11 protein-coding genes are annotated in these 14,898 nt (G+C 54.7%); 8 read left to right on the top strand and 3 right to left on the bottom strand.

Features of this window, described 5'->3' with window-relative positions:
* Positions 1-10 precede the first annotated feature (10 nt).
* The 7 genes from nuoL to KQI65_14115 all read left to right on the top strand — a co-directional run bounded on the left by nuoL (position 11) and on the right by KQI65_14115 (position 9,570).
* Complete coding sequence (gene nuoL, locus KQI65_14145; protein ID MCB2205882.1) at positions 11-2,239, top strand: NADH-quinone oxidoreductase subunit L; 2,229 nt, start codon at positions 11-13, stop codon at positions 2,237-2,239.
* Between the two features lie 54 nt (positions 2,240-2,293).
* The gene (locus KQI65_14140) at positions 2,294-3,862 is read left to right on the top strand and encodes an NADH-quinone oxidoreductase subunit M (GenBank protein ID MCB2205881.1); all 1,569 of its coding nucleotides are present in this window, start codon (positions 2,294-2,296) and stop codon (positions 3,860-3,862) included.
* A 38-nt stretch (positions 3,863-3,900) separates the two neighbouring features.
* On the top strand, positions 3,901-5,409 hold the full coding sequence (locus tag KQI65_14135; protein MCB2205880.1) for an NADH-quinone oxidoreductase subunit N: 1,509 nt from the start codon (positions 3,901-3,903) through the stop codon (positions 5,407-5,409).
* A 234-nt stretch (positions 5,410-5,643) separates the two neighbouring features.
* Positions 5,644-6,186 (top strand): cytochrome c family protein, encoded by a 543-nt coding sequence (locus KQI65_14130; protein MCB2205879.1) that lies wholly within the window; start codon positions 5,644-5,646, stop codon positions 6,184-6,186.
* A 170-nt stretch (positions 6,187-6,356) separates the two neighbouring features.
* Positions 6,357-7,646, top strand: a complete 1,290-nt coding sequence (locus KQI65_14125) for a hypothetical protein (protein MCB2205878.1) — start codon at positions 6,357-6,359, stop codon at positions 7,644-7,646.
* 8 nt (positions 7,647-7,654) lie between these two features.
* On the top strand, positions 7,655-8,743 hold the full coding sequence (locus KQI65_14120) for a cytochrome c family protein (GenBank protein ID MCB2205877.1): 1,089 nt from the start codon (positions 7,655-7,657) through the stop codon (positions 8,741-8,743).
* On the top strand, positions 8,740-9,570 hold the full coding sequence (locus KQI65_14115) for a CxxxxCH/CxxCH domain-containing protein (GenBank protein MCB2205876.1): 831 nt from the start codon (positions 8,740-8,742) through the stop codon (positions 9,568-9,570). The genes KQI65_14120 and KQI65_14115 overlap by 4 nt, the downstream gene beginning before the upstream one ends.
* A 128-nt stretch (positions 9,571-9,698) precedes the next feature.
* Here the strand turns inward: KQI65_14115 and KQI65_14110 are convergent, their stop codons facing one another.
* The 3 genes from KQI65_14110 to KQI65_14100 form a co-directional block, all read right to left on the bottom strand.
* On the bottom strand, positions 9,699-11,969 hold the full coding sequence (locus KQI65_14110) for an NADP-dependent malic enzyme (GenBank protein ID MCB2205875.1): 2,271 nt from the start codon (positions 11,967-11,969) through the stop codon (positions 9,699-9,701).
* A 105-nt stretch (positions 11,970-12,074) separates the two neighbouring features.
* Entirely contained in the window at positions 12,075-13,157 is a 1,083-nt protein-coding gene (gene waaF, locus KQI65_14105; protein ID MCB2205874.1) for a lipopolysaccharide heptosyltransferase II, read from the bottom strand.
* 147 nt (positions 13,158-13,304) lie between these two features.
* Positions 13,305-13,796, bottom strand: coding sequence for a hypothetical protein (locus tag KQI65_14100; GenBank protein ID MCB2205873.1), 492 nt, complete (start codon positions 13,794-13,796; stop codon positions 13,305-13,307).
* 145 nt (positions 13,797-13,941) lie between these two features.
* On the opposite strand from KQI65_14100, the gene thyX reads away from it, so the two are divergent.
* Positions 13,942-14,865 (top strand): FAD-dependent thymidylate synthase, encoded by a 924-nt coding sequence (gene thyX / locus KQI65_14095; protein ID MCB2205872.1) that lies wholly within the window; start codon positions 13,942-13,944, stop codon positions 14,863-14,865.
* Positions 14,866-14,898: the final 33 nt, after the last annotated feature.

The following is a 14,898-nucleotide window of genomic DNA, read 5'->3' as shown; positions in this document are numbered from 1 at the left end:
GAATCGAGCTATGACAGCGGATACTCTGATAACACTCGCAATCATTATTCTCCTTCTGCCGCTCTTTTCCTTCACGCTGCTTCTGGCGTTTGGAAAGAAGCTGCCGCGGAAGGGGGATACCATCGCCACAGGCCTGATGTTCATCAACCTGGGTCTCGCCCTCGTAGTGCTGTTCGGTGTGCTCGGACTGCCTGAAGCGCCGGCAATTCCCGGTTTCCCGCAGGAACCGATGCAGAAGGTCTTCACATGGGTAGACTTCGGCAGCACCGTCACGCTCATGGGACATGAGATTCCATTGCGCATCGACCTCGGCTTCATGGTTGACCGTGTGGTGGCGATCATGCTGGTCGTGGTGACACTTATCACCGCACTGGTGCATCTGTTCTCGATAGGCTACATGAAAGGCGATCCCAAATATCATCGCTTTTTTGCCTACCTCGGGATCTTCGCCTTCTCCATGCTCGGGATCGTGATTACGAACAATCTCCTGATGATGTACGCGGCCTGGGAACTGGTCGGACTCAGCTCCTATCTTCTCATCGGTTTCTGGTATGAGAAGCCCGCACCCGGATATGCCGCGACCAAGGCCTTCCTTGTCAACCGCGTCGGCGATATTGGTATGTGGACGGGTATCATGATCCTGTTCACCAATTACGGGACGTTTCGTTTCGACGAGATTTTCGCTGCGATCTCCGCGGGGCATATGCCATTCGGCTCCGAAGCCTGGCTGACTGCTGCCGGTATTCTCATCTTCATGGGAGCGATCGGAAAGAGCGCGCAGTTCCCTCTGCATACCTGGCTGCCCGATGCGATGGAGGGTCCGACACCGGTGTCCGCACTCATCCATGCAGCAACCATGGTTGCGGCAGGCGTGTACCTCGTCGCGAGAGTGTTTCCCATGCTTTCAGGTGGAGCCCTGTTCGTCATCGCCATCATCGGTACCATAACCGCCTTCGTCGCCGCGACGATCGCCATGGTGCAGAACGACATCAAGAAAGTGCTCGCGTATTCAACGGTGAGCCAGCTCGGATATATGATACTGGCGATGGGAGTGGGCGCCTACACGGCGGGCTTCTTCCATCTCGTTACGCATGCAATGTTCAAGGCCTGTCTCTTCCTCGGATCAGGATCCGTCATTCACGCCATGCATGATGGACTCCATCACATCGACGATCATCACAGTGATGCGCAGGACATCCGGAACATGGGCGGGCTTGCGAAGAAAATGCCCGTGACTTTCGCAACGTTCCTCGTTGCCACGCTGGCCATATCGGGTGTGCCGCTTTTCTCCGGCTTTCTGAGCAAGGACGAAATTCTGGCCGGTGCCTGGGCGTTCGGCGGCATGCAGGGCGAGATCGCGGTACTCGTACCGTGGATCGGTTTCTTCGTCGCCGCCCTGACAGCGTTTTACATGTTCAGAGTTGTCATCCTTACCTTCCTCGGTGAATCGAAGCGGCCGGATATCTTCGCGCATATGCATGAGTCACCGATGAACATGAAGCTCCCACTGATCGTGCTTGCATCACTCTCGATCTTCATCTTTTATTCGGTCAATCCCTTCTCCGGTCCTTCCGGCTGGTTCGTTCGTGAAGTCCCGACCCCTGTCACGGTGACCGGAGAGCACTGGTACGGATTCCATCACGCCGAGGGTCCCATGCATGCAGAGGGGGACATGACGCATGAGGAGGCAGTGCATCCGGAGACCGGGGAAGAGGAGCTGGCTGCAGCACCGGCCGCAACTTACCGGCATGCAGGACAGGAGTCGCTCACGCACGCGACACATTCCGTGCACATCCCGGCCATGATTACATCCCTGCTGCTGGCCTTCTCAGGAATTGCGATCGCCTTCCTGGTGTACAGGAAAAAGGTGATTGACCCCGACAAGGTGGTCGAGAAAATTCGTCCGCTGCACACCTTCCTGATGAACAAATGGTATTTCGACGAGATCTATGAAAAATGGGTTGTCGTGCCCGGGGTGCATTTCGTTGCCCGCATGATGCACTGGTTCGATGCGCATATTGTCGACGGTGCGGTGAACGGTGTGGCGAGCGTGACACGTCTGCAGGCACATATCAGTGGTCTTTTCGACAAGTGGGTTGTCGATGGCGCCGTAAACGGTGTCGCATACGCCGCCGGTTTCTTCGGCATTCTTCTCAAGAAAACGCAATCAGGCAAGATTCAGGCATACATCGCGTTGGTACTCGCGGGTGTCGTGATTCTGTTTTGGGCCTTTAAATAATACAGCGATCGATATGAATAACAGCATACATCCGGAGGATTGATGCAATTCCCGATTCTCACCCTGATCACCTTCCTGCCGATTCTCGGCATGATCGTCGTCCTTCTCCTTCCCAAGGACAAGACGCGGGTCATTCAGACCACTGCTGTGATCGTCACCGGTCTGCAGGTGCTTCTGGCTATCCTGATCTGGATGACGTTCGACACAACAAAAGCCGGTATCAATGAAATTGCCACCATGCAATTCGTCGAGCGGATTCCCTGGATTGTCATCCCGGAAACTCCCTGGTTCGGCGCCATCCGCATTGATTATTTCATGGGCATTGACGGTCTCTCCATGCCGATGGTCCTGCTGACGGCGCTTATCACCTTCCTGGCGACGTTCGCGAGTTTCAGCGTTAAGAAATCGCTGAAGGGCTATTTCGCCATGTTCCTTCTGCTCGATGCTGGTATGATGGGCGTCTTCTGCTCGCTTGACCTCTTCCTGTTCTACGTTTTCTGGGAAGTGATGCTGCTGCCGATGTATTTCCTTATCGGAATCTGGGGCGGCCCACGTCGCGAGTACGCGGCCATCAAGTTCTTCCTCTATACCCTTGCCGGTTCCGTGCTGCTGCTGCTTGTCATGATCGGACTGTATTTCAGCACCGTCGATCCCGGAACGGGGCTGCATACGTTCAACATGATCGCGATGATGGATCCCGCCAATGTGACACAGGGAATTTTCGCGACAGTCGGAAGTACAGCGCGTATGCTGGCCTTCATCGGTCTGTTTATCGGTTTTGCCATCAAGGTGCCGATTTTCCCCTTCCATACCTGGCTGCCTGATGCACACGTGGAAGCGCCGACGGCCATCTCCGTTATCCTGGCCGGCGTACTGCTGAAAATGGGAACGTACGGGCTGCTGCGCATCAGCTTCCCGATTTTCCCGGAAATGACACTGTATTTCCAGATCCCCATGATGGTGCTCGGTTTCGTGAACATCGTCTACGGAGCTCTCTGCGCCATGGCGCAGACGGATTTCAAGAAACTCATCGCGTACTCCTCGGTGTCTCACATGGGATACGTGCTGCTCGGTATGGCGGCCCTCAACGTGCAGGGCATGACAGGAGCCGTATTCCAGATGTTCAACCACGGTACGATCACGGCAATGCTCTTCCTCCTTGTCGGCGTGCTCTATGACCGTGCGCATACCCGTGGACTCAACGAGTTTGGCGGCGTCTACAACAAGATGCCCGTGTATTCCTTCCTGACGGTGATCGCCTTCTTTGCGGCGATCGGACTCCCCTCGATGAGCGGCTTCGTCAGCGAAGCTTTTGTCTTCCTCGGCGCGTTCCAGGTCAGCAAGCTCTGGACCATTCTCTCGACACTCGGAATCGTCCTGGGCGCCGGCTATATGCTCTGGACCTTCCAGCGGGTGTTCATGGGAACGCTGCCTGAGAAATGGGAACCAGTACTCACTGATGTCAACGGACGCGAGCTGTTCACGCTCATTCCGCTGGCTGTGATTATCCTCGCGCTGGGATTGTATCCGTCTCCCGCGCTGAACTGGATGTCGACCTCGCTCGGACATCTGGTCGATCTCGTGAACGGAAGTGCCGGTCAGGTCATGATCAGTGCATTCTAATCACTTTACTGAACGATTAACGCAAGAGTGCTTGACGCATGATTGAAATTACCCTTGATAGCATCCCGTCGTTCTGGCCGGAAATCACGCTCTCGCTGGTGTTCGTCATCTCGATGATCGTGGAATTCGTGACTGGAAGGAAAGGGAAGGAGAGTACGGGGATGATCACCGGCATGGTGGTCCTGCTCGGACTCATCATCACCATTCTGCAGCTGCCGTTTCAGGATGTCACCCCGCGCCTGCTGTTCGGGACCATGATTACGATCGACCCGTTCGCGATGTTTTTCAAATACTTGATCCTCGCGGCCGGTATCATCGTCGTCGTATTCTCGATGCAGTCAGCGGAGGTGCGCAAACAGGAAACCATCGGTGAATTCTTCTGCTTCATCGCAGCCCTCACCTTCGGTATGCTCCTTATGACGAGCGCCTCGCATCTGCTGATGATTTATCTCTCCATCGAACTGGTCAGTATTTCATCCTACATCCTCGCAGGCTTCAGCAAAAAGCGCAAACGCTCAGGCGAAGCGGCTCTGAAATACGTCATCTTTGGAGGCGCCGCTTCGGGCGTGATGCTGTACGGCTTTTCATTGCTCTACGGCTTGACCGGCAGCCTCGATATCTACAGTCTGCAGGCGTATTTCGCCAGCGGACTTCTCGAGGGATCGAATATGCTGACGCTGCTTCTCGCCGTTGTCATGATCCTCGCCGGTTTCGGCTATAAGATCTCCGCTGTGCCATTCCACTTCTGGACGCCGGATGTGTACGAAGGCGCGCCGATCAGTGTGACCGCTTATCTCGCAGTGGCCAGCAAGGCGGCCGGTTTCGCTGTGATGACACGCTTTTTCTACGTGACCTTCTTCGATTCGATGGTAGACGTCGGAAAATGGGCGAGCATGCCTCATTTTGAATGGAACGCCATCATCGCAGTCATTTCCGTACTGACGATGACACTCGGCAATCTCGTCGCCGTCTGGCAGGACAATCTCAAACGTATGCTCGCTTACTCGAGCATCGCACATGCGGGATACCTGCTGATGGGACTCGTCGTCATGAGCGACCTCGGTCTTGCGGCCATGCTCATGTACTTCATTGTCTACTTCTTCATGAACCTCGGTGCATTCTATGTCGTAATGTCGATTGCGGATCGTATCGGCAGTGAGCACATCGACGCATACCGCGGACTCGGTAAACGTGCACCCATCATCGGCGTGGGACTCTCCATTTTCCTGGTCTCGTTGACGGGACTTCCGCCTATGGCAGGCTTTATCGGGAAGTGGATGCTGTTCTCGGCGGTTGTGGAAGCCAACTTCATCTGGCTCGCCATTATCGGTGTCCTCAACAGCGCAATCTCCCTGTATTATTACGCGCGCGTCTTCCGCAACATGTACCTGCGGGAGCCCGCTGACGGAGATGAGAGTCCGATTACCTTCAGTCCGCTTGTGATTGTTATCACCATTTTGTTTATTGTTCCAAACATCGTATTTGGTCTCTATTTCGGTCCGTTGGTCTCTTATGCCCAGCAGTCCGTCAATATTTTTCTGCGATGACACTGGTAGTTGCACACTGGCCACAAAGTGTGTATATTTGATACCAGCAAGTATTAATATCCTTTACCGGAAATACCGGGAACAGGATCTCGGTTGCGGTGGTAGAACACCCGTAGCATGTTTCAGGGCAATACAGCTGAAACCAGCAAAACCGCTGAAACCAGCGAAACCGCTGAAACCAGCAATTGAGCCAAACACATAGATCTCGCACAAACCCAAAATTTCGAGGTGTTTATGAAAAACGCAGTCACCTTTATCGCAGTTGCCCTTGCCGTCACCGTATTGAGCGCTTTCACCTTCCAGGGTGGTAACGAGTACATCGGTTCCAAGAAGTGCAAGGCCTGCCACAGCAACGCCAAGATGGGCGGCACCGCATACAAGACCTGGGAAAAGGGTCCCCATGCCAAGGCATTCGACGCTCTGAAGACCGCCGAAGCCGACAAGATCGCGGCAGAGAAGGGATTCAAGACCAAGGCTGCAGAAACCGACGAGTGCCTCAGCTGCCACGTCACCGGCATGAATGTCAAGGGCGCAAAGTTTGACAAGAAGTTTGACAAGACCGAAGGCGTGGGCTGCGAAGCCTGCCATGGCGCTGCAAGTGCGTACAAGAGCAAGCATGCCAAGGACAAGGAAGGCGCAATGAAGTCGATGGGTCTCGAGGTTCACAAGGGCGATGATGCCAAGAAGCTCTGCGTGACCTGCCACAATGACAAGAGCCCGACCTTCAAGAAGTTCGATTTCGCCGCCCAGATGAAAAAAATCGATCATTCCAAGTAATCTTCGGGTCCGGAAGTACGCACACGCGGAAACCGCCAGAAAGCCGGATTTCTGACGTGACACACAACTTGCGATCGTTATAAATCAATCTTAGCAGCACCGTGCAGCTCCTTTCGAGGAGGAGCACGGTGCTGTTTCATTTCAACCATTTTGAGCTGAGGAAAGCGCCTATGAAACATGCTATAAGGTTGCTTCTGCTCACCTTCGTTCTGACAGCGGGTCTGCAGGCACAGACGCTGAACGGACGATTCGTGACTTCGGCGTATGGATGGGAACGACAGCTGAACAACGGTGAATCGACTACTCATATGCGTGCATATGAGAACGTGCAGCTGAATTTCGGCAACAAGGACATTTCCTTCCATACGTACATGCAGGGCTCGACAGATCTCGGAGACGAGGTCGAGGGTGACCCTCGCTTCAGGCTTTTCAATGCCTATCTTCGTGTCAGGAATATCGCTGACATGGCCGACGTGAAGATCGGCCGCCATTCCCTGTTCGCCGGTGTCAGTTATGGCACCATTGACGGTGCGACCGTCAGGGTTCGTCCTTCAGACGGAGTCGAAGTACTGGCGTATGCTGGTGGACTCACCCGGCCGGGACAGGATCTCGAGTATTATTTCTTCGATCATGTGGAGAACAACTGGCAGCTTGGCGGCCAGGTGCTGCTCTACCTGATCGAGAACACCAAGATCGGACTCAGTTACATGAACAGGCATCGTGAGACAACGCCTTTCATGTCCTGGCGTCCGAGTGAACAGATGGAGCTCGAACCGGTGCTGATCGATTACGGCACACGGGCCAACCAGTATGGAAGTATCAATATCGCGCACAGCAACGGAAATCTCTGGCTGTATGGCCGCTTCGATTACGATTTCAATTTCGAAAAAGCCTCGCGCGCGGAAATTGCTGCTTCATACCAGCTGATGCACAACCTGGGCGTCTCGGTCAACTTCGCCCATCGTGAACCGGTGCTCGCGTACAATTCCTATTTCCGCCTGCTTGAGTTTGAGGCGAACCAGGAAGCAGTACTCGGCATCGATTATGAAATCCATCCCCGCCTGACGCTCCTCGGACGATTTTCGACCGTCATGTATGACGACGAGAACGCGTTCCGCGTCGCTCTCGGCGCGGCAAACAAGTACGCGTCAATCATGTACACGAAGGATGTCAGTTTTGACGGCGATCTGGATGGATTCAACCTGCACTTCACCTACCCCTTGTTCAAAGGCATGCTCGTGCCGCATGTCGGTGCCGTCTACAGCAGTTACGCACTCGCAGACGATCTCGACAAGACTTCGACATGGGTGGGTGTCGCCGGTGCGACCGTTCGCCCGGTGAAAACAGTGTCTATTGATATTCAGGGACAGTACATGACCAACAAGATATACCAGAAGGACATGCGCGCATTTGCCCGTGTGAACTACTGGTTCTCCAATCCATTCGGACTCGGACGATAGGAGGCGGCATGAAAAAAATGATTATTCTTACCGCCCTTGTCCTTTCCGCCTTTGTCGGAATGGTATTTCTCCTGACTTCACCGCGCGGCGCCCAGGCCGACGGTGGCGGTGTGATGTTCTCACACTCGCTGCACGCCGAGATGGCGGAATGTGATGCCTGTCATGGCGATGCGGCAGAGAGCGACCTCGCAACCGACAATCTGCTGCCGACGCCTTCGGTCTGTGCCGATTGCCATGATGAAGATGATGTCCGCAGCTACTGGTCGCTTGACGGCAGTGCCGATCTTTCTGTCTATCCCATGCCGGTGAATGATCGGAAACTGTACTTCTCGCACAAAATGCATGTCTCTGGTATGGAGCAGGAATGCGGGACCTGTCACGGCGCGATCGTCGCTGATGAAGACACCGGCATTCCCTCCATGGACGTCTGTGCCCGCTGCCACAACAATGCGGACGCCAGCGCGCCGATTATCAGGAGCGCTGCTGACGAACCCATGGTCATGTCTGCAACCAACCAGTGCGAAGCCTGTCACACCACGCTTGCCGGACTCCATCCGCAGAATCACCGCGTTCCGAATTTCACCCAGGAACATGGCAAGTTTGCAATGAATGGTGAAGCGAGCCGCGATTGTGCGGTCTGTCACTCGGAAAGCTTCTGCCAGGAATGTCACACACCGACAAACGACGTTCCGCATGGTGTCAGCGCAGATGAGTTCTACATTGTCGGCTCTCCCCGCGGGGAAAAAATCGACGATGAAAACCTGCTGACGGTGCAAAAGGTGCACTCACTGACCTACCGGTACACGCATGGTTTTGATGCGCGTGCGAAATCCACTCGCTGCGAGACCTGTCATGAACCGGAATCTTTCTGTACACCCTGTCACCAGAATGGCTACGATGCGACAGGAATCCGTATCGTGCCTCAATCGCATCAGCTCGCTGGATTCGCGACAGTTGGCGGCGGTTCTGCCATGAATCGTCACGCCAAGCTGGCCCGGATGGATATCGAAAGCTGCGTGACATGTCATAACGTCGACGGCGGCGATCCGGTATGTGCCGGTTGCCACGAAGGCGTCATGCAAGGAGGTGACCAATGAAACAGTATCGTAACATCTTCCTGTTCGCGCTGACAACCGTCCTCGTTCTTTCAGCCTGCACAAGTGAGCTGAAGGATGACGAGGATCTGCCCACCTATCCGCGCCTCTATGGTGCGCACGGGGCAGGGTATGCTCTCATGGGATCTGAAAACTTTCATGCGCACGACATCATGGTGAATCTCGGTTGGGATATCAGCGGATGTCGTGATTGCCATGCTCCGGATTACAACGGTGGTGTCACGGGACAGAGCTGCAACGCCAGTGGCTGTCACGTTGCCGCGGATGGTGGACCGGAAGCCTGCTATGTCTGTCATGGAGATACGCAGACCAAGACCATATATCCGCAGTGGTACAGCACGCATGCGACACATCTCGAAGGCGGCATGACGAGCAACACCACGATCGCATGCTCGGACTGCCATACGCTCCCGGCGAACTTCGACGATCCCATCCACATCGATTCCGATACACCGGGTGAGGCAGAAGTGCATTTCATGAATGCACTCGCCGCTACGGAAACCAAGGGGATGTCGGGTGAGCCGATGTACGACGCTGCAAACGGCACCTGCGCCAACACCTATTGCCACGGAAATTTCACCAACGGAAACAACGTGACGGTGGAATGGAAGGGCGCCAATCAGGCGGCCTGTGGCAGCTGTCACGGTCAGGGTGAAGGCAATCCGCTCCCGAACGCCCCGCACATTGCGAATACGAACTGCAGCAATTGCCATGGTGACGTCGTCGATGCAAACGGCAAGATCATTGACAAGGACAAGCATGTCAATGGTGTGCTCAATGTCTTCGGAAGCACGCGTACCGACTGGTAAGTCTGCCTGCGTACTGGCAGTCGTTAGCACTCAACGCCAAATGAAAATCCCCTCCTCCGCATTGCGCGGAGGAGGGGATTTGCTTTTCCGGGATCGCACGGACCGCTGACAGCAGCGATCAGCAGCGATCAGCAGATTTTATCTTTGTGGCTGATGGCGTCGACGACGGAAATGGCGATCATGTCGACGATTTCCTTTACCTCGGCACCACGCTGCAGCACGTGCACGGATTTACACATGCCATTGAGAATCGGTCCGATAGGAAGCAACCCACCCAGTCGGCTCAGCAACTTGTAGGCGATATTTCCAGCATTGAGATCGGGGAAGATCAGCACATTCGCACCACCCTTCAGGGTGGAGAAGGGGAAGTCCTCTTCAATGATATCAGGAACGACCGCGGTATCTGCCTGCATTTCACCATCGACCATCAGGTCGGGACGGCGTTCGCGCACGATATCCAGAGCAGCACGCATTTTCATTGCGGAGGCTTCGCGATTACTTCCGAAGTTGGAATAGGAGAGGAGGGCGACGCGTGGCGTGACATCGAACTTCTCGGCGAGGTCCGCTGCCTGCAGTGTGATATCCGCGATATCCTCAGCTGAAGGATCAATGTTTACCGTGGTATCGGCCAGGAAATACGGCTCTTTCTTGGTAGCGAGCATGTAGAGACCGGATACCTTCTTGTACCGTTTGTCATGTCCGATGATTTCCAGTGCCGGACGAATGGTATCGGGGTAATGCGAGGTATAACCTGAGATCAGGCCGTCTGCATCACCCATGTGCACCATCATGGCGCCGAAGTAGTTCCGGCGATTCAGCATGATGCGCCGCGCGGTATACTGCGTGAGTCCCTTGCGCTGACGCAGGCGATAGAATTCCTGCACGTACTCGTCGAATTTTCCAAAGGTGAGAGGGTTGACGATTTCAATACCCTCGAGGTCGATGGCATGCTCTTCAGCCACGCGGCGAATCTCGTCTTCCTGTCCCAACAGAATCGGCTTCACGATACCTTCATCCAACGCCACCTGCGCGGCCTTGATGACGCGATGCTCTTCGCCTTCTGCGAGCACGATACGCTTTGGATCGCCGGCTGCCTTGTTATACATGCGCGCAATAACTTCCTGCGTCCGGCCCATGCGGATATCGAGATTCATACGATATTCGTCGAAGTTTTCAATCGGCCTGCGGGCGACGCCCGTATCCATCGCTGCCTTCGCGACGGCAGGTGCGACCCAGGTGAGGACGCGAGGGTCGAAGGGCTTGGGAATGATGTATTCGCGGCCGAAGGTCATCTCTTTGACGCCGTAGGCACGCATGACGCTGTCTGGCACTTCTTCACGCGCCAGCTGTGCGAGTGCATGCGCGGCAGCCTGTTTCATATCCTCGTTGATTGCCGTGGCATAGACGTCGAGTGCTCCGCGGAAGATGAAGGGGAAGCCAAGGACGTTGTTGACCTGATTCGGATAATCCGAACGTCCCGTTGCCATGATGACATCCTTACGTGCCTCTGTAGCATCTTCATACGTGATTTCCGGATCGGGATTGGCCATGGCGAAGATAATCGGGTCATCAGCCATCGATCGTACCATATCCTGGTCGACGACACCACCCTTGGAGAGGCCGAAGAACACATCGGCTCCCTTCATGGCCTCGGCGAGTGTCCGCGCGTCGGTGTCATTGGCCATATCCTCCTTGAACTCATTCATGCGATCGGTGCGGCCCTTGTAAATCACGCCAGTGGAATCACACATGATGACGTTTTCTTTTTTTACACCGAGGCTGATATGGAATTTCGCACAGGCGATGCCTGACGCACCTGCGCCATTATAGACGACGCGCAGATCTTCCAGTTTTTTTCCGGTAAGTTCGACAGCGTTGAGCAAAGCGGCGCCACTGATGATGGCGGTTCCGTGCTGGTCATCGTGGAAGACCGGGATATTCATTGTCTTCTTGAGTTCTTCCTCGATATAGAAGCAGTCGGGACCCTTGATGTCCTCAAGATTGATGCCACCGAACGTGGGCTCAAGCACCTGGCAGGTCCGGATGATTTCCTTGATGTCCTTGCTGTCGAGCTCGATGTCAAAGACGTCGATGTCTGCGAAGGTTTTAAAGAGAACGCCCTTGCCTTCCATGACCGGTTTCCCGCCCATCGGGCCGATATCCCCGAGGCCGAGTACTGCGGTGCCGTTCGAGATGACAGCGACAAGATTACCCTTGGCTGTGTACTCGAACACTTTGGATTCGTCCTTCTCGATCTCCCTGCAGGGTTCGGCAACGCCCGGCGTATAGGCCAGGGAAAGATCACGCTGCGTTACACAGGGCTTTGTCGTGATAACTTCAATTTTGCCCTTGCGTCCACGACTATGATAATCGAGGGCGTCTTCTTTCCTGATTTTCATGGGAAAAAACTCCGTTACTGATGGTGCTATGTCTGTGCTGTATTACACAGTCGCAGTGGATTCATCAATGTAGCAAAATCGCCTCAGGGATGAAACTACGGCGATTCATGTCCCAATATCGTCAGAGGTCAGGTCCGGCGCCGCGTCCTTTCTGACACCACTGGTTTGCATCATTTCCCAGCTCTGAAGCACGTCCTCTGCCGTAATAAGTCGCATGCAGGCGAAGTGACCTTTCGGGCACGCCGCGCGTCCAATATGCGTGCAGGGACGACAGCCGAGCCCTGCGGCCTCCACCACTGCGGCTTCACTCTGATAAGGGAAGAAGCCGAATTCACGGACGGTGCTTCCGAACAGTGCAATGACCGGCGTGCCTACCGCGGTTGCCATGTGCATGAGTCCGCTGTCGTTGACGAAAACCGTCCGGCACTGTTCAATCGCAGCGGCCGTTTCAAGCAGGGTGAGTTTGCCCGCGCAGTTCAGTATGCGATCTGGTCGCAGTATTCGCAGCTGCTCGCCGGTTTCGTATTCATCAGTCCCACCGAGTACGGCAACTGTGTATCCCAGGTCGAGAAGCTTTTCCGTCAGTCTCCTGAACGAAGGCAGCGGCCACCGTTTGGTGAAATGCTTCGCGCCCGGCGCAATGCCGACCAGACGCACGCCATCCTTTCGTCCTGCGGCACGCAGCTTGAGCCGTGCCTTGCCCCTGGTATCCTCATCCAGATGCAGCTCAGGACCCTCCACATCAGGCTTCACCTCGTATCGCAATGCGGTTTCGATATAGCGTTCGGGTACGGGGGTATAGCGGGGATAGCGATTGACACCCAGCTTTACAAGCAGGAGACGTTTCCATTGCCGCTTGTCAACGACATGTATGCTTCGTGAAAGTCCATTTCGCAGAATACGCGAACGAAAATTGTTCTGCAGATCAAAGACCGCATCGTAACGTTCGGATGTCAATTCCAGGTTCAATGCGCGGAGGCTTCGATTCCCTGTCGATGTGTCCACGCTGATCAGGCGGTCGATGTACGGATTGCGCCTGAGCAATTCATTGAATTCTCTCCGCACTGCCACATGAAGTACACAGTCCGGAAACCGCGTTTTCAGTGCGCGCAGCATCGGTGTCACGAGAATGATGTCACCGATGGAGCTGAAGCGTATAACAAGAATGTGCGTAAGTGTGGAAGGCATGGTCTGTATCAATGGGAACACGGATTTTCACGGGTCATACGGATTTCCACGGAGATTATTGCGAGCGCTCTCTCGCATCTCCGCGAAAATCCGTACAAATCAGTGTGATCAGCGTTCCCCTTGATAGGGTGTTCCCGTTCAGGGAACTTAGAAATACACCTTGAGGGAGCGCATCATGATGCGGTAGGTTTTCGGAGCGTCCTGCCTTTCCATACCGTCATTGGGTTCTCCGGCATCCTCGATGGGCTCGAGCATACCAAACACCGTCACCTTGCGTCCCGTGAGATCCTCGGGCATGTTCGATGCAGGATCAATACGAATAACCTTGGCAGAACTGCCGCCATCCTCAAGCATGAAGAAGCATTCATCGCTGCCGCACATCTTGCCGGCGGTACCGGTGACCTGCATTTCCACACCGATGACGGGGTCTTTCTGCTTGGACAGCTCCGAAAGCGTGAATTTTTCCATAACGTCGGGCATCGGCTCGCCATAAATGGCCCATTCGTCATTCATCTCGACGGCCTGGGAGTCGGAACCGCCATAGACATCACCGGCAGCGGATACCCCGTCGGAGTTCTGCGCGAAAGCCGTGAGGGACAGAGCAAAGAGAAAGAGGAAGGAGAATATTGTAAAGCGCATGACTTGCCACGAAATGTGAAACATGTTGAAATGTACTTCTGCGCATCGACATCCCCAAATTTCCCGGGAGGTCGTTTTTCTCCCGCCTGCGGAATCCGTATTTTTTGGTTCTGGACATCTGCAAAAGAAATAAACAGGATATCACGTGCAGGAATTTGAACACCTGGAACGCCCCGTTGTTCCCGAACTCGATGCAATTCTCGGACATCCTTTCAAGGTACTCGACGACGGCTTCGTGCGTGTCGTTGATTATATGGGCGACGACAGCAGTATTGTGCAGGCCGCCCGGGTCTCCTACGGAAAAGGCACAAAGAAATTGCGGCAGGACCGCGGGCTCATCCGCTATCTGCTGAGGCATCATCATACGACGCCACTCGAGATGTGCGAGATCAAGCTGCATGTGCGCGTTCCGATGGACGCCTGGAGGCAGTGGATCCGTCACCGCACCGCCAATGTCAATGAGTATTCGACGCGGTATTCACTGGCTATTGACGCCGCACAGCGAACGCTGCCCGGTGAATGGCGCATACAGGCCACGACGAACAGGCAGGGGAGTGAAGGTGCCGTGGACGCAGCGCAGGGTGCGCATTTCACCGAACAGGAAACCCAACTGCATGAACTTGCGCGCAGTATCTACAATGAGCGCATCGAAGCAGGCGTAGCCCGTGAACAGGCCCGCAAGGATCTGCCCCTGGCGACATATACCGAGGCGTACTGGAAAATTGATCTCCACAATCTCCTGCATTTCCTTTATCTGCGCATGGAATCGCATGCACAGTATGAAATCCGCGCCTACGCCGAAGTGATCGGCAATGAGATTGTCAAGCGCTGGTGTCCCGTCGCCTGGGAAGCCTTCATGGACTATCAGTTCAATGGCATGGAAATGACCAGCCTCGACCTGAGCATCGTTTCCGCCGTCGCAGCGGGCGATCTGGAAAAAGCGATCGACATCGCTATCGAACACGAAATCCTTCCACCCCGTGGTGAGGAAATCAAGCGCAACATGGAACGCGAAGAGGTCGAAGCCAAACTCCACCGCCTCGAGCTGCCTATTCCCTGGAGCAACTAACAAATGGCAGATTGCAAATTGCAGATTGCAGAT

The organism is bacterium (genome assembly GCA_020444325.1).
Taxonomy (GTDB): domain Bacteria; phylum Bacteroidota; class Ignavibacteria; order SZUA-365; family SZUA-365; genus BM516.
The sequence above is the reverse complement of the archived record's forward strand: the minus strand, read 5'-3'. Positions and strand labels throughout refer to the sequence as shown.